At 59.9% G+C, this 16,718-nt stretch carries 8 protein-coding genes; 7 read left to right on the top strand and 1 reads right to left on the bottom strand.

From position 1 onward, the window contains the following. Window positions 1–56: 56 nt before the first annotated feature. On the bottom strand, window positions 57–1,202 hold the full coding sequence (locus V5F67_RS11970) for a hypothetical protein (RefSeq protein ID WP_394017638.1): 1,146 nt from the start codon (window positions 1,200–1,202) through the stop codon (window positions 57–59). Between the two features lie 761 nt (window positions 1,203–1,963). Here V5F67_RS11970 and V5F67_RS11965 point away from each other — a divergent pair. The 7 genes from V5F67_RS11965 to V5F67_RS11935 all read left to right on the top strand — a co-directional run bounded on the left by V5F67_RS11965 (window position 1,964) and on the right by V5F67_RS11935 (window position 16,707). Further along, window positions 1,964–3,388: a hypothetical protein gene (locus V5F67_RS11965; protein WP_394017639.1), complete on the top strand. Its 1,425-nt coding sequence runs from the start codon at window positions 1,964–1,966 to the stop codon at window positions 3,386–3,388. Between the two features lie 416 nt (window positions 3,389–3,804). After that, window positions 3,805–7,200, top strand: a complete 3,396-nt coding sequence (locus V5F67_RS11960; RefSeq protein WP_394017821.1) for a TM0106 family RecB-like putative nuclease — start codon at window positions 3,805–3,807, stop codon at window positions 7,198–7,200. 89 nt (window positions 7,201–7,289) lie between these two features. Next, complete coding sequence (locus V5F67_RS11955; RefSeq protein WP_394017640.1) at window positions 7,290–8,918, top strand: hypothetical protein; 1,629 nt, start codon at window positions 7,290–7,292, stop codon at window positions 8,916–8,918. Between the two features lie 247 nt (window positions 8,919–9,165). Beyond that, window positions 9,166–10,617: a hypothetical protein gene (locus V5F67_RS11950; RefSeq protein WP_394017641.1), complete on the top strand. Its 1,452-nt coding sequence runs from the start codon at window positions 9,166–9,168 to the stop codon at window positions 10,615–10,617. Beyond that, window positions 10,604–11,329 carry a hypothetical protein gene (locus V5F67_RS11945; RefSeq protein WP_394017642.1) on the top strand — a complete coding sequence of 242 codons (726 nt, stop codon included), beginning with the start codon at window positions 10,604–10,606 and terminating at the stop codon, window positions 11,327–11,329. The genes V5F67_RS11950 and V5F67_RS11945 overlap by 14 nt, the downstream gene beginning before the upstream one ends. Further along, window positions 11,322–15,668: a coiled-coil domain-containing protein gene (locus tag V5F67_RS11940; RefSeq protein ID WP_394017643.1), complete on the top strand. Its 4,347-nt coding sequence runs from the start codon at window positions 11,322–11,324 to the stop codon at window positions 15,666–15,668. The genes V5F67_RS11945 and V5F67_RS11940 overlap by 8 nt, the downstream gene beginning before the upstream one ends. 136 nt (window positions 15,669–15,804) lie before the next feature. After that, entirely contained in the window at window positions 15,805–16,707 is a 903-nt protein-coding gene (locus V5F67_RS11935; RefSeq protein WP_394017822.1) for a Wadjet anti-phage system protein JetD domain-containing protein, read from the top strand. Window positions 16,708–16,718 lie beyond the last annotated feature (11 nt).

Genomic DNA, 16,718 nt, shown 5'->3' with positions numbered 1-16,718 from the left:
CGAGAGCAGCGGAGGGCAACACTGTTTCGCTGCACCACGAAAGATGGGATGCCCGGCTATTCGTAGAGATAGCCCACGGGGCTCCCTGCCAGCCGGTCGCTGCGCAGGTCGGAACGGGTGATGATCTGGCCCGCCAGCGCGTCGATCTCGTCGCGCTGGGTCGGCGTCCACATCCTGAGGTCCTCCATCCCCTTGAGCAGGCCAAGCCGCAGGATCTGCGTGTCCTCCCCCACTTCCGCCAGCCTGATGGCGTCCTTGCCGGCGGTCACGGTGTCGCCCGCGGCCAGCTCCAGGCGCTTGCCCGCGCCATCGGTGAAGGCGGCGGTGCCGCGGATGACGCGGAAGACCACGACCTCGCCCTTGGCGAGGCCCTCGGCGTCGGTGGCGGCGCCGGACTTGGGCAGCACCGACCCGCCACGCGGATCGGTGGCGATGATGTGCCCCGTCACCAGATTGCCGCTCGGCGCCTCGATGCCGATGTCGCGCACATAGACCGGCATGGGCGAGGCCAGCGGCCCGATGGCATCGGCGGGATAGGCGCGGAACACCGCGTCGAGCGCCAGCGGGTCCTGGAACCAGAAGCCGGCGCCGGCCGGACGGTTGTGCAGCGGATGCTTCCACGCGGTGCGGGGCGTCTCGTCCTCCCGGATCTGGTCGGGCCCCACCACGGTGGGGTTCGGGAAGGTGGACGGATCGGCGATGAACGCCTCCAGGAACTTGCCCGAATAACCCATGCACAGGGGCTCGGGCACCACCGTCTGCGGCGTCTTCAGGTTCTCCTCCGTCGCCAGCCCCGACCAGGTGTAGAACAGCTGGCGGTGCACGATGGCGCTCTGCAGCATCACCGCGCCGGGGCCGACATAGAACAGCTTGCCGTCATAGTCGAAGGTGAACATCCCCGAGGTGACGAGGACGAGCTGGAACCCGCCGGGCGGCAGATGGAGGTGGAAGTCGGTCGGCCCGGTGTCCTCCCGATAGATGGGAAGGTTGGTCGCCACCTCCTGCAGCAGGAAGGCGCCGTTGTTGGCGTGAAGGCCTTCGAGCGCGCGGTGGTAGAGGGCCTGCGGCCGATAGACCGGGTCGTAGGTGATGTCCCGGTGGCGATCGACGGCGACGAAGGCGCTGCGGTTGAGACGGAGGTGGTCGCCGTGGGGCCGCCTGAGACCCGGCCACTTGAAGTCGACCATGGACTGCATTCCCATAGCGATCTCCCGGCTGACATGCTGCGTTAAATCTAAGCTGTAATAATCATATTCGAGTACTTTAGAGATACGTCAATAGAATATTCCAACTGCCTGCCAGGCGAGCATTGCGCCCTGCCGCGACGGCGCCGACTCCGATATCATGATCATGATTTGATCTTATGCTTATATTTTGGCGGACTCGTGCCGAAGTTGAAGGCAGGCGCGCCACGACCGGGCGGCGAGGCCGGATGCTGAGCCGCCGCCCGGGTCACGCCGCCCCGGTTGCTGCGCGCCGATCTCCCGCACGGGGCCAACCGGCGCGGGGGCGCGTGCCGATTTGCGCTCTCCCTGCGCCCGCGTTTGGGCTAGTAATGGCAGCGAGCCTGCATGGCCCGCATGCGCATTGATACCGATGCCGCGCGGAGGCGCATGCGGAATGCCCGCTTGAGGTGAGACCCGAACGCGCGGAACGCGCCCGGCGAAGTTTATATAATGCAGAAAAATCAAAACTTTACATTTTCAGTCGCGCCGATGATGGATTGGACAGAGAGTTTATTGAAATCAAATAGTTAGACGTGGGTCGTGTGCAATTTCTGTGCACGCATGTTCTACGATTTTTTACTATTCGTTCTCGCAAAGTTGCCCTCTGCTGCTTTCGCTTTTGCGCCCCAGCACACTAAGCAACGTCAGCCATTTCAGATCTTACCGCGAACGCTCGCACGCGCGATGATCTCTTAGGTCGCGTTGAAGGACACTTGGCCACAATGGAGTAGCGGACGATGCTCTTCAAACGTTCCGAGGGGCTGACACCATCCGAGCGGCTTCTGGCCGAGCTTTGTGATCGTTCATTCCTGAAACTCTGGACCTATCCCAATCTTTTCAAGAAGCCGAGCAAGGAGCTCACGGACCTCTTGGTCGTCTTTGGCAACGACGTGCTTGTGTTCTCGGACAAATCCTGTGCCTTTCCCTTGACCGGCGACTCGATGCTTGATTGGTCTCGTTGGTTTCGGCGGTCCGTCGCCCGCTCGGCTCATCAGGTCGACCAGGCGGAACGCTGGCTTCGCACCTATCCTGATCAGGTCTTCCTCGACACCAGATGCGCGGAGCCTCTTCCGATCCGTTTGCCGCCACTTACGGAGATGCGTGTTCACCGCATTTGCGTGGCACTGGGCGCGTTGGATCGAGCCAAGGCGGAAACCGGAGTGCGTGCGCTCAGGATCAATCCAAGAATTGTCGACGATGCCGAACCGTTCACGGTCGGCACAATAAGCCAAGCCCGCGGCTGGGTTCATGTATTCGACGAAGACAGTATCAAGGTCGTGCTGACGGAGCTCTCAACGACGTCCGACCTAATCCATTACCTGAACAGCAAGATGGCGCTCTTTGAAAACGGGAAATTTGTATACGCGGAATCTGAACTGGACATCTTGGCCTACTACCTGTGGAACGGCCGCAAGTTTCCGCAACATGACAAGGAATATCGGCTCGAACCGGATTTGTGGGCGAAAGCGCAGGCGTCTCCCGAATTCCAGGCTGGGCGAGAGCGGAACAAGATAGGGCAGTTCTGGGACGGTTTGATCGAATACGTCACCGGCCATTATTTGGCGCAGACGCTTGAGTTCGGGAACGAAATACAGATGTCCGATCACGAGCGACTGGTTAGAGCAATGGCCGGTGAGACACGTTTCTCAAGACGCATCCTGTCAAAACTCATTCTGGAGCGCGCCGAGATTGCCCGCAATAACGCGGTAAGCACATTGCTTCCCTCCGACCAGGCAGACATCAACTACGTCCTGTTCATCGGTCGCGGCGATCAAGGGAAGGATTACGCGGCGTACCGCGCCGATCGCATGCTTCACCTGAGGTCGCGATGCATCGCTGCAAAAGCGGTAAGACCGGAAAGGCGCTTCATCGTCGGGATTGCACTCGATGCACGTGGGATACGCGGCTCGTCTGAGGATTTCATTTTCTGGGACACAGCGGATTGGGCGGAGGAGTCCATCTTAAGAGCGCAAAAGCTGCGTGAGGAACTTGGATACTTCCAGCCCGGCCAGGTCATTGAAAGCCAGATGATTGAGGATGAATATCCGGCCGTGCGGACAACCAAGAATCTCGCGGCACTTGCGGACGAACTCTCCAGTCTTACGCTTGCTGAATCAGCGCAGCTTGCCGAGATGCTGCGGGACAGGTGGGCGCTGGTTTGAATTCCCTGACGTTTGACCTCGATTGAAGGCAATGGTCAGGTAGACACTGCGTGCCAGACACCTTCGTTGACTCGTCCTGCGTCAGAATAAGTAAGGCACGTAAGATTCGGCTTGAGATCCGAACAAAAATTGCTCGATCCGGTGGCCCAGCCTCGGCCAGCGAGCGTGCCATTGCAACTCCGCCCGTGTGCGATGGTAGTCGTCAAGCGTGATCGGTGTCGGACTTCCGCCGGATCGACGCGCAGGACGTCGTCTTTTCCACGAGCAAATAGGCTGACCGAGCGCGTCCAAAGATTGTACGGGCATGGCGGTGGCCGCAGTGAATACGTCGCGTATTGCGACGCAGGAACATGAATTAGCCGAAAAGTTCAATGCCGTGTTGCGGAGCACGCCCCGGTTGCACTAGCGTGGCGTTCATGCGCAAGGACGGGGAAACGGTCCATCTTACGGCGAGCGACCTGGTGGGGCATCTCAACTGCCGCTACCTGACAGCGCTCGATCTCTCTACCGCGCGCGGCGAGATCGCGAAGCCGTCCGTTTGGGATCCTGTCCTGGAAGTCCTGGCAGAACGCGGTGCGCAGCATGAAAAGGCTTACATCGATCATCTCAAAGGGAAGGGAGATGAGATACGCCTGATCGGCGGAATCGGCGTCGAAAAGGATGCCGTCAATAAGACCGTCGCCGCCATGAAGGGCGGTGCATCCATCGTTGTCCAGGCCGCCCTTCAGGATGGCGTATGGAGCGGGCGGGCTGACGTGCTTCGCCGCGTCGAGAAGCCAAGCGTCTTTGGCGCCTGGTCTTATGAAGTCGTTGACACCAAGCTTGCCAAGGAGACGAAGGGCGGCACAGTCTTGCAGCTTTCATTGTATTCGGAGCTGCTCGCATCGATGCAGAAGAAACTGCCCGAATTCAGCTACGTCGTTACCCCGGAGACAGGCTTCGAGCCGGAAATCTATCGGACGACAGATTATTCGGCTTATTACCGGCGCGTGCGCCGCAGTCTTGAACAGTCGGTCGACAATGGCACGGCCGACGATCTCTATCCCGAACCGAACCCGCACTGCGACATCTGCCGATGGCGGCGACATTGCGATGAGAAGCGACGAAAGGACGATCACCTCTCGCTCGTCGCCGGAATCTCGAAAAGCCAGATTGGCGAATTGAGACGCCATGATGTCGGCACGACCGCGACGCTGGCGGAAGTTGTTCTGCCCTGGCCGTGGAAGCCGGATCGTGGCGCCGCTCAGAGCTACGAGAAAATTCGCGAGCAGGCGCGACTGCAGGTCAAGGGACGGACGGAAGGCAAGGTCATCCATGAGGCCTTGCCGATTCAGCCCGGGTTCGGGCTTTGTTGTCTGCCCGAACCGTCGCCGGGAGACATCTTCTTCGACCTCGAAGGCGATCCCTTCGTGCGGGGCGGCGGGCTCGAATTCTTGTTCGGCTATGCCTATCAGGACGAAAGCGGACAAGCGCAGCATCGCGCGGAATGGTCGTTCACCCGGGCCGATGAAAAAGCTGCTTTTGAACGCTTCGTCGATTTCGTCTTTGAGAGCCTCAAAACATATCCGGGCCTGCACATCTATCACTTCGCGCCGTACGAACCGGCCGCCTTGAAGCGCCTTATGGGCCGATACGCAGCGCGGGAAGAGGAAATCGATCGCTTGCTGCGCGGCGGCGTGCTTGTCGATCTGTTCGCCGTGATCCGCCACAGCATTCGCGCCAGCGTCGAGAGCTATTCCATCAAGAAGCTGGAGCCGCTTTACGAATACAAGCGCGCGCAAGATTTGTCCGACGCCGGAAAGATACTTGCCAAGGTCCAGGCCTGCCTTGAGCTCGGCGATGTGCAGGGCATAGAAGATGCCGATCGCAAGGTCGTCGACGCTTACAACAAGGATGATTGTTTATCGGCATGGGCATTGCGTGATTGGCTCGAAGGATTGCGCGCCGAGCTCCTCACGGGAGGCGCGACAATAGACCGTCCCGAGCCCAAGAGCGGAGACGCAAGCGAAAAGCTCACCGCATGGCAGCAGCGTATTGCTCCGCTCGTCCAAAGCCTGACGCAAGTGGCTCCGGTCGATGTGACGGACCGGACACCGGATGAACATGCACGCTGGCTTCTGGGCAATGTTCTGGATTTCCACGGCCGCGAGATAAAGGCGACCTGGTGGGAGTATTTCCGCTTGTCGGCTCTGTCCGCAGAGGAGTTGCTCGACGAGCGTGCTGCGATCTCCGGCCTGACGTTCGCCGGCAATGTTGGAGGAACAGCAAAAGCGCCTATTCACCGCTACAGCTTCCCGGCGCAGGAAACGGAGCTGCGCGGCGATGAAGATCTGCGTGCGGTCGGAGGGAAGCCGTTTGGCAAAGTTAACGCGATCTCTCTTGACGACCGTACGGTGGACATCAAGAAGCGGCAGGATTCGGCTTCACTGCACCCGGAGGCAATTTTCTCGCATAAGGTGATTGGAACAGAGGAGCAGGCAGAAGCCCTCGTGCGTATCGCCGAATATGTCATCGCAAATGGAATGAAGGGGCCGGGACGCTATCAGGCGGCGCGCGATCTCCTTCTATTCGATGCGCCGAAGATCGGTGGGCAGCCGATCAGAAACGTGGATGAGACGACGCGCAGTGCAGCGGTTCGCATCTCGCCGGCATTCGAGCCTTGTGTGTTTCCCATTCAAGGACCTCCGGGCGCGGGTAAGACGCACATCGGCGCTCGCATGATTTGCGCCCTTGTTGCAACGGGAAAGAAGGTCGGTATCACCGCGAACAGCCATAAAGTCATCCGCAATCTGCTGGATGAGATTCAGCGCGCGTGCAAGCAGAGCGGCAAGCCAATTCAGAGCATCCAGAAGCTATCGGAAAAGGCGGACGACGTTCCCGGCATCCGGTTTACGACCGACAACGCCAAAATCTTCTCTTCGCTCGGGCCCGATTGTCCGGTGGCCGGTGGAACGTCGTGGCTATGGGCTCGCCCGGAAGCTTTCGAAGCCCTTGATGTATTGTTCGTTGATGAGGCGGCGCAGATGTCGCTCGCGAACGTCCTGGCGGTGTCGCACGCGGCAAAGACGGTCGTTCTGCTCGGCGACCCGCGCCAACTCGAACAGCCATTGCAAGGCAGTCACCCGGAAGGAACGGACGTATCGGCGCTCAAGCACATCCTGGGCGAACATGCCACCGTCACTGCCGACCGCGGGCTGTTCCTGGAAGAAACATGGCGGCTGCATCCGGAGATATGTTCGTTCACTTCTGAGCTGTTCTACGAAGACAGGCTGCGGTCGAAACCCGGCCTGCAGCAACAGGCGATCAAATCACAAAGCGGCGTGAATGGCTCTGGCTTGCGCTACCTAGCGGTCGAACATGAAGGCAATCAAAGCGCTAGCCCTGAGGAAGCGGACGTTATCAAGGCCTTGGTCGAAGAGATCCTTGCATCGAAGGCGACATGGATAGGACCGGACGGAGAAGAGGCTCCTGTTGCACTCGACAACATCCTGATTATTGCGCCGTACAACGCGCAAGTGTTCGAATTGCAAGATCGCTTGCCGGGTGCGCGGATCGGCACCGTCGACAAGTTTCAGGGGCAGGAAGCACCGATCGTCATCTATTCAATGACCACATCAAGCCACGCGGACGCGCCGCGCGGTATGGAGTTTCTTTACAGCGCCAACCGCTTGAACGTCGCCACGTCGCGGGCGCGCTGCGTTTGCATCCTTGTCGGCTCGCCGTCGCTGTTCGAAGCGGAATGCCGTACGCCGCAGCAGATGCAGCTTGCGAATGCCTTCTGCCGTTACTTGGAGATGGCGCAGGCAATATGACGCGCGGGCTAAGAATATCGGCCGTTGCTGCCTGACCATGGTACAATCGGCTATGCGACGTGATTCAATGACCAGGCGGATGTTGACCCATGCGCTTCAAGAATTTGGAGAGTTACAGGATCGGCGGGGTCGGCAGCGACATGCAGCTTGGAATTCCCCTGCCGAAAACGCCGGACGGCCGTGTCTATCGGTACTCACCGAACGAAAATGCGCATCCGCGACTTTTTCTGCTTGGCGACCGGGTGGAAGGCTTCGCTCTCCCGGAAACCATGAGCGCGCGTATGTCCCATATGCCGGGAACGCCCGGCACAATCTGTCCGTATAGCGGCACATTGGATGAAGACGATGCCTTCACACATCCGGACGACGTAGCGGCAGCGCAGGAAGTGGTCGCGCACGCCGCTGCGGCCGACGTCGCTGAGGCCTTTCATGGCATGTTCGCCGATCTTGGGCGCAAATTCGCCGGGAATAAGTTCGTCAAGATCAAGCCGGGTCCGCAGCCGCATCCGAAACCTCGACCCCGTTTCGCGCGCCGCGATTTGCTGCGCGAGTTGGTATGTGACGAATGCGGCCGCGATTACGGGGTCTTTGCGATCTCGCTGTTCTGCCCGGATTGCGGAGCGCCGAACATCCATCTGCATTTCGCCCGCGAGGCGATGCTCGTGCGGGAGCAAGTGGAGATGGCCGGCAAGCTGGGTGCAGAGCAGGGGGAACTGGCTTACCGGCTGCTCGGCAATGCGCATGAGGATGTCCTGACCGCATTCGAGGCAACTCTCAAAACCGTCTATCTCTACAAGCTCACGACGCGGCCCGCAGACGCGCCCGAGGTGAAGCCAGTCGGAAATGCTTTCCAGAACATCGAGCGGGGCCGGAAGCGTTTCGCCGAATTCGGCTTCGATCCATTCGGAAGCCTGAGTGTTGATGCGCTTGCTGTGCTCACGCTGAATATCCAGAAGCGTCATGTCATTGGGCATAATCTCGGGATTGCCGATGCGATGTTCACCGAGCACGCGGCTGATGCGCGCCTTGGCGAAACGGTGCCCTTGGTTGGCGAGGACATTCTTCAGTTCGCGGACATCTGCAAAATGACCGTCGACCACATCGATGCGTGGCTTGCGAGCGGCGCGCTGCCTCCAAGCCGCGATGTGCCGCCTGTAAAGCCGATTATCGCGCCTCCAGCGAAGGAGCCGGCGACATTGAGGGTCGGAAAATTAGGCAAGCTGGCCGTACGCATTGCACTATGGGTTGCGGAACGATCAGAAAAAGGCCTCGGTGATTTCATCGCCGAAGAGGAACTGACGAAGGCCTTTCCGGATTCCAGCATGGACGAGTTGGCGTTCGCCGTGGCCGAGCTTGCGAAGGACGGTTATCTGCGGACGAGCGCCGTAATCTCCAAACGCATTCCACGGATACGCGTCGCCGCCGAGCTGTTCATCACTTTCGATCCGCATGCGATAAAGACTGACCCGGCGTCGGATGTGGTTACGCTCGTGGACTTGGCGCTTGCCAGGAGCAACACGGTAGGCGTCGAAGAATTGCATGCAGCGACGGGATGGCCGCTTAGACGCTTCAATCCGGCCTTTGCTTATATGGTCTCGCAGATCGACGGACGGCGCGTTCTCGCCGGCGGGACCAATGATTATCCGGCTCGCGGCTTTTTTTTGATGGATGAGGATCGGGTTGATCTCAAGCGTTTTGCCGATCGCCTGAGGGGCTGAGACCCGTCCAGAGGAGGGGCGCATTGCGTCGTCCGGAGGGGAACGGCCGCCACGGCTGGCGGCCGTTGGGTTTGCATTTGTTCTCTAATTGTTCCATACTTTGGGTTCCGGGACAAGCCAGAGCTCCTGATTTGGTGCGGGTAGACCCCGCCTCAATCTTGGTGTGTGCTCACCAGGGGAAAAGCGCATCAAAAGTTGCACTCCGTAATGCCTGCAGGGGCGATCCACAGACAAATCGAATGCGTCCATGTCCGACCAGCGTTTCATTTCCGCCGATGCTGCGCCGCGCCTGACCAGCCATCTGCGAGCTCTGTCCTTGATTGCGCCCCTGCAGCGGGCCGAAGACAACAAAGGAATGCTGCACGTCTCCGCCAAGACGGCGGAGCGCGTGGACATGCGCTATCTGGCTCTTGCCGCCATCGAATTGCTGATCGACCGAATGGGCGCCGGCGGAACGGCGGGCCGCGCAGAGCTGATTGAATATCTTGCGGATTTGGCACGGCTTCAGTCGCGAAATCTCTCTGACCCGGATGCGACCGCGCTGGCAGAGCATGTGTTCGACGGCTTGACCAACGCTCGCGACCGCCGCGCGCGCTTCAAGGTCCGTCTGTTCGATCCAGATCAGCCTGAGGGGGTCTTTTTCGAATTCGCATTGCTGCGAGCGGAGCCGCTCCCGGACGGGACGGTGGGTTACCGGCTGACCCAGGAAGCGATTGAAATCCATCTCAGCTTGCTGGCGCACGATCCACTCACAGCGACGCAGGTCAGCGAGATCATCGTTGGAGAGTTTCTCAAGCGGGGACTCTACGATCATGCGGCGTCTGCGGCAGAACGGACGAGAACCAACAGTATTCGTCTTGCCGAAGCGATCCGGCTGCTTATGGCGGAAGCGCGCCGCGCCATCCTCAAGGTCATGTGGCATGAGGAGCTTGGCCCGAAGATGGAGGAGGCGCGCAGTCTGCTGGATGCGTCCATCATGCGCGAGGGCGCCATGCTGGCCCAATTGAGCGATACGGCGGCTGATGTAACGGATGAGACGGACCGCCGCCATCTCTCGCGCATCCGCACGCTGCTGCTCGATGTGCAAACGCGTCACCGCAAGCTCATCGTCGTGGTGCAGAAGACGGCAGATGAATATTTGCACCTCCAGGCTGACACCCTCAAGCTGCGGCCCTTGGCGCGATTGCCCGATCTCGAAAATGAGATTCTCGATCCTTTGTTGCGGGTTCCGGCGAACTTCTTGATTGAGAATGCATCCGGAGTTTTTGGCGCGATTTCCGGAACGCTGCCGCCGCTTGTCCTCGACATCGCAGCCGCGGTTGCCGCATTCGAGCCGGATGTTGAAGAGGCGGGCGTCTTCGATCCGATCATTGAATTCGATGATCCTACCGTGGGGCTGGAATTGCCTTTCGACGAGGCAACCATCACGCGGGCTGAACAATTTGCACGCGCGACCATCCTCGCGACGGGAGCCATCACCCTCGGTGAGCTTTTATCGCGGGCGGCCTCGGATCGACCTGATGACGCAGCCTTTCAACGCTGTCTTTTTCTTATCCTGGAACAGGCGATCGATCCGCGCACGACAGACGTTGCCGGCGGCGCGTCGATTTTGAGCACGCGTTTCGATGCGGGGTTCGTTGAGGGCACCGATGTGAGATTCTCGCGCGCCACGGGCGGAGGAGTTCATGCTTCCCAATGACGTGAAAGACGCCTCGAGACTTGTCGAATGGGGCTTGCATCCGCGTGCGCTGCCCGAAGCTCATCCAGAATACCGCGATCTGGTCCGTCGTTGGATGGATGACGGAGGCTTCAAGGCCATTGTCGCTTCCGTCGCCGAAGGTCTGAAGCTGCGGGTGGTTGGTGTGAACGCGCGCACGGGCATTGTGCTGGGTACGGAAATGGAGTCCGTCTTCGCCTATACGATCTCGCGCTTCCGCCGGAACTTTTCAAATGACGACGCTGCGGTTGTGGCGCTCGTGTTGGTGGCTGCGTGCGCGACCTTTTATCCGGTACAAGATGCGCTCGACAGCGATGAGATCATGTCGCCTAGCGCGACATTGTCCGAGATCAGAGATCGTCTGACCAAGCTATGTCAGGCGTTGGAATCGCAGGATCGTACGGGCGATGCGGCAGCTGCACGCTGGCGAAAGGGCTGGCAATATATCCGGGCATTACCCGAGATCGTCGAGGATGCGCGACGGACGGCACGTAGCCACCTGCATGGCCTTGTCGGGCTGGTCCTCAATCATCTTTTTGAAGCGGGTTTCGTGGCGGTCGATGAGCGTCAAGACGGAAACCATCTTTACGTTGCCACGCCGCGTTTTCGGATGATGCTCGCAGAGCATGCCTCCGTGCCGCTTCTCGATCTGGCCCGCGGCGCCAGTGAGGCGAGGGAGAATGCTCATGCTTAAGATCAGTCGCGCATATCTGGACGCCTGCGGTTATGTCGATGGCGTGTTTGAGGAGCTTCTGATCAAGCCGACAGACGCGACCGGTTCGGCACTGCATCACGTTATTCACGCGCCCAACGGCGTTGGAAAAACCACGATCCTCGCGCTCCTGTTCAGCATCTTCGAGCCGGATCGTCGCAAGTTTCTGCGCACGGAAATCAACCGCCAGCACAGGATCGAGCATTATTTCATGCCGGGACGCCTTGGCGTGGTCGCGCTTGAGCTGATCAAACCCGGCGTGAACAATAAACCGGTGCGTCATGTCATCGGCCAGGTATTTTGGCTCACGCCTGCTTCCAAGGGAGATGATGGAGAACCGGGACACCGGCGGTTCTTTGCATTCCAGGCCGACGCTGACGCCTCATTGGATACGTTGCCCTTTCGCGGGCTGTCGGGTGACACGCCATTGCGCTCGCTCGATGACTTCACGCGTTGGGCGCGCGATATGCGCAGCAAGCCGACATTCTTTTCCACCGACTCGCTCACTGCATGGCGCAAGCATTTGACCTCCGAACTCGGGGTGGAGCTGAAAGTCATCGAAGTGCAACGCCGGTTCTGCGGCACAGAGGGCGGCATCGGTGCGGCATTTCTCGATTTCAAGTCCGAGCAACAATTTCTCGAAAAGATATTCGCTTTTATGATTCCGCCGGATGCCGCCGACAGTGTCGTGCAGGCGTTGGAGACGGGACTTACGAAAATCCGCGGCCTGCCGCAGCGAAAGGACCAGCTTAAGGTTCTTACGCAGCTTGCAGATGGCTTCACGCCGTTCATTTCCGCCGCCGGAGCTCTGGAAGCCGCCGAAGCCGAGCGTGCCGACGACTTCAAGCGGCTCGGCCGTCTGTTTTCCCGCTTCAAGATCGATCAGACCAAGCTGGAAGTGGAATGGGAGATCGTCGGCGGAGAATTGGCTATCAAGAGGCAGGGTGTCGAAGACGCTCGCGCCCGCGAGCGCAAGCTCCAAGGAGAGGTTCTCTTTCTGGAGAAGGCTGCTGCCGACCGGCGATTTAGCGATGCCAAGGCGGCAGTAGAACGGGCAAAAGACAGCTCAGCAGCCGCAAGTCGCAGACTCCAAGCGGCGCGCGCCACTGATATCGGTCGCAAACTATCGTCGGCGCAAGGACAGCGAGAAGCCTTCGAGGCGGAGTTGGATCGCATCGATCGGGATCTTGCTCCTGACCGTGCACTCCTTGCGCGCGCCGGAGCGAATCTTCATGCCTTATTGGATCAGCTGGCTGCCGAGGCCGAGCGTGATGCCCATATCTACGAACAGCGGGCCCAAGAGGCAAATCAGCTGGCTGAAGCGCACGCCGAGGAGGATCGTGCGGCGAGCATTCGCGCACAGGAGTTGAAGGCCGAAGTCGAACGTCTCGCCGCACGGGTGGCGGAGCATGACCGCGAGCGCAAGGAGCTCGAGCGTCAGGGTGCCCTTCGCGCGGCAGAAAGTCCTGCTGCGGCGTTGGCGCGCATCGATAGCGAATTGAAGGTTCAAGGCGATGCCGTCGCCGATACCGAATTGCAAGACGAGCAGCGAGAAAAGGAAGCGCGCGATCTTGAAGGCCTCCGCACTGCGGCACTTGCGGATTCGCGCCGCTGCGCAGAGGAGGCTGCGCGTCTCGCAAAGCTCGGCGAGGCTGGCCGGACTTTGGAGCAGGCCATTCTTGCCAGCGAGGTACTTGCCGCAATACTGGCTGGCGAATCCAAAGACCCATATCGACCGGATTTGCCGGAGCGCGCGCGCGCCGCGCGGACGTTATCCGAAGAAGTGCACCGCAAGCTTGCGACCGAGCGCGAGGCGATCGCAGGCGAGCTTAGTTTTCTCGACGCTGAAGGCGTATCGTCCGTGCCGGCCGATGTCGCTGTGGTCGCCCAAGCCCTTAAGGAGGCCGGTATTGTCGATGCGCAGCCGGCAGAACACTATCTGGCGCAGTTCAAGCCGGATGCCGACGAAGCATTGGCGCTGTTGCGCGATGATCCGGCACGCTTTGGCGGCGTGTTCGTTGCGCGCCTTGACCGCAAGCGCCTGTCGACGCTCGCAAGTGATGGCCGTCTGAAACTCAAGGGCCCGGTGGTCGTCTCTGAAGCGACGCTGCAGACCACGGCCACGTCTGCCACGGATACGGGAATCGTCTTTGGCCCCTTCAGCGCGGCGCGCGTTAACAAACAGGCGGCTGCGGAAGAAAAGTCCCGGCTTGCGGATGCTTTGTCAGCCAAGGAAGCGGAGCTTGCGTCCTGTGTGGCACAGATCGAGGCGATTGGCACGCTCGTCGATCAACTCCGCGAGCTTCACAAGAACTATCGCGATGACCGCCCTGACGACATATTGCGCCGTTGCGAGCAGTTTAAGTCCGATAAGGAGCGCGCGGATCAGCAGGTCAAGGATGCCATTGCCCGGCAAAAGGCGATTGCGCAAGAGCGCGCGCAATTCCGCGACCGTCTGCATGAGCTTACCGATGGAATCAGCCGGCTGAAAATGGCGACACAGGCTGTCGATCAGTTCTTACGTCGGTATGTTGATATCTCCGAAATGTCCGCGCGCATTCCGGTGGCAACTGCTGAACAGCAGCAACAGCAGGATGCCGCGCTGAAATCTCGCGGCGCTGCCGTGAAAGCGCGCGCGGCGGCGACCGATTCCGGGGGCCGTGCGGTGGCGCTTCGCGCCGATGCAAACGCACGCCGATCCGACAAGGCGCACTATCCGGAGACGGACGGTGCGGCCGCCGATCGAACGGGCACGTTTGACGATCTGCGCAGCCAATACAAAACGGCTGAACATGCCCTCGCCAGCAAGCGGGACGCGCAACAGGCGACAGTTTCGCTCCAGCTCTCGGCAGTGAAAGAGAGCATTTTTAAATTTGAACAGGAATACGCGCAGGCCAGCGACGGATTGGGGCCGGCCGATTTTGGGCCGTTTAGCGCTGTCGCCGATCTTGCGCGTGCAATCAAGGAAGCGGATCAGAATGACTTGGAATGCCGCGCGGCCGTCGTCCAGGCAGACGCGACGCTAACGTCGGCTCAATCGGCGCTTGGTCCCGTCAGTGGGAAGATCGAGCGGGCTGAAAAGAAAAGCGGTCTAAAACCCATTCCGGTTCCGGAATTCGCGCAAGTGCCAGCCGAACTGTGCGCCAATGAAGCTGCGCTGCGTGAGCAACAGGGAGAGGCGCTTGAAATTGAAATTCGCAACATGGAACGCGAGCATTCGGGTTTGCGCACGCGCCATGCTGACATCAAAGGCAAGCTGACCGGCGTCCAAGCGCTTGCCAAGCGGGCTGAAGGGCACCTCCCCGAAGCGAGCCGGGACGAATTGCCAGACCTAAGCCTGAATCATGATGAGCTCGAGCCTGCGCTCGATCAGGTTATCAGCCGGATCGGAGAAACGCGTGCCACAATCAGCCGGCTAGACGACGAGGCCGAAGCATGTTTCGAGCAAATTCGCCAACTGATTGAAAGCGAAAGCTTCCGCCGTCTTGAACCTCAAGTCGCCGATCACCTGCGCCGTTACTCGCACCGCTCGGCGGGAGCGGAGCGCGAGACGCTTCAAGCACGTATCACCGAGCGCATCGGAATTGTCCGCAGCGAGATCGAAAATCAGATGCGGGACCAAAATGCGTGTCTGGAACAGCTTCGGCTCCATGTCATACACGCTGATGATCTCCTGCTGCGCGCTGCTCGCTGTTCGAAGATTCCGGACCACATTGCCTTCTACGGCGGCGAGCGCATTTTGAAGATCAAGCGGCGCCTGCGTGACGTGCCAGTCGAAATGGTACGCAACCAACTCTCGATCTGGTTGGACGAGCAGGTACAGACCGGACGTGTTCCCTCAGATGGTGCCGTCCTGGCTGCCGAATTGCTGAACCGTGTACACGCCGGTCGTGCGCTTGAGATCGAAATTCTCAAGCCCAAGCGAGATGCAATCCAGCCGTATATGCGCGTGGACCGTATGGGTCTGTCAGGCGGTGAGGGCGTAACCGTTGCGATGATGCTCTATACGGTGATCCAGAAGCTGGCGATGGACGAGCGTACAGACGGAAAGAACGCAGCGTCGGGCGGCTTCTTGATGCTCGACAATACGTACGGCATGTCCAACATGATGGAGCACATTGTGTTGCAGAAAACGATGGCGGACCTACTGGACATTCAGCTGTTCGTGACGACGTGTAGCGAGGACAAGCACGTTCTCAACATGTTCCCCGCAATTACGCGTTTGGTGCAGGGCGAGCGCGTGCTGTTGGATGGCCAGCCGAAATACATCCGGGTGCGCTCCGGCGACTATCTCCTGAAGGGGGACGAGCGTGCCGCCTGAGGCCGCGCGTCGCTTTGTACGCGCTCTCAAGAAAACGGGGCGAAGGCGTATCCCGTTAGACATGCTCCGCCGGGAATTCGCCTCGGCATGCCCCGAGCTTGCCGAGCAGCCGGATCGGCGCACCCGCTTGGCTGAGGTGCTCCTCAATGCCGCGGATACGGGAGAGATACTTCTTCCCAAGCAAAGACGAAGCTGGGACCGCGCCGGCGGCGCGGCCCTGCCGGGATTTGTTATGCTCGCCGGGCAACGACAACCACGCCCACCCGTCGTTATCGCCGGCTATGCTTGGCATCCATTGCTTAGTTTTGCAGCAGGGGAGCGCAACCGGTTGCGGTTGGAATCGGCGAAGCGCATCAACGAGTGGCTCAAAAGTGATCCCGATTTGAGCCTCATCGTGCCGATCAAAGAACGCTCACTAGAAATTTTCGGCGACGAGAAGCGGCTCGATCACCTACGCGGCGGCACAAACAATCTCTTCGGGCAAGTCAGTCTCACTTCACTTGGTTGTCGTCTATGCCCCATTCCTTTGCCGTTCGAAGCGGGACCCGCAACTGCGCGCGGCCAGCCGATCCTCATTGTTGAGAACAACGACACATGGGCCTCGTTCTCCGCCTGGAACCGCGGTGCGGGACGCTACGCCGCCGTCGCCTATGCCGGCGGCGGTCACGGCAAGAGTCTGGCCTACGATGAGATGTTTATCGATGAGTTGATTAATCGTTTCCGGGCCGAAGGGCTTTTCTACTTTGGCGATCTCGACCCCGCGGGGCTGCGCATTGCGAGCCGAGCAGCGGAGCGCCGTGCTCAGCGCGGTGGGTTGCCGCTTGAGCCTGCTGCGTCTCTCTATGCGTGGCTTCTAAACCGAGGTGCGCGAACGGCCCTTCGCCCGAATGAAAGGGCTACGCTAGCCGATCTCGCCTGGCTTCCGGAAGATCTGCGGGGCGCGGTCGAATCTCTATTCGCCGACGGACATCGAATCCCGCAAGAATCTCTAGGTACGCGTGTGCTCACCGCTGGCGAGAGTCCATTTCATCCACGTTGAACGCGTCTGCT

It is taken from the genome of Xanthobacter pseudotagetidis, from assembly GCF_043194795.2.
Taxonomy (GTDB): Bacteria; Pseudomonadota; Alphaproteobacteria; order Rhizobiales; family Xanthobacteraceae; genus Xanthobacter; species Xanthobacter tagetidis_A.
The sequence above is the reverse complement of the archived record's forward strand: the minus strand, read 5'-3'. Positions and strand labels throughout refer to the sequence as shown.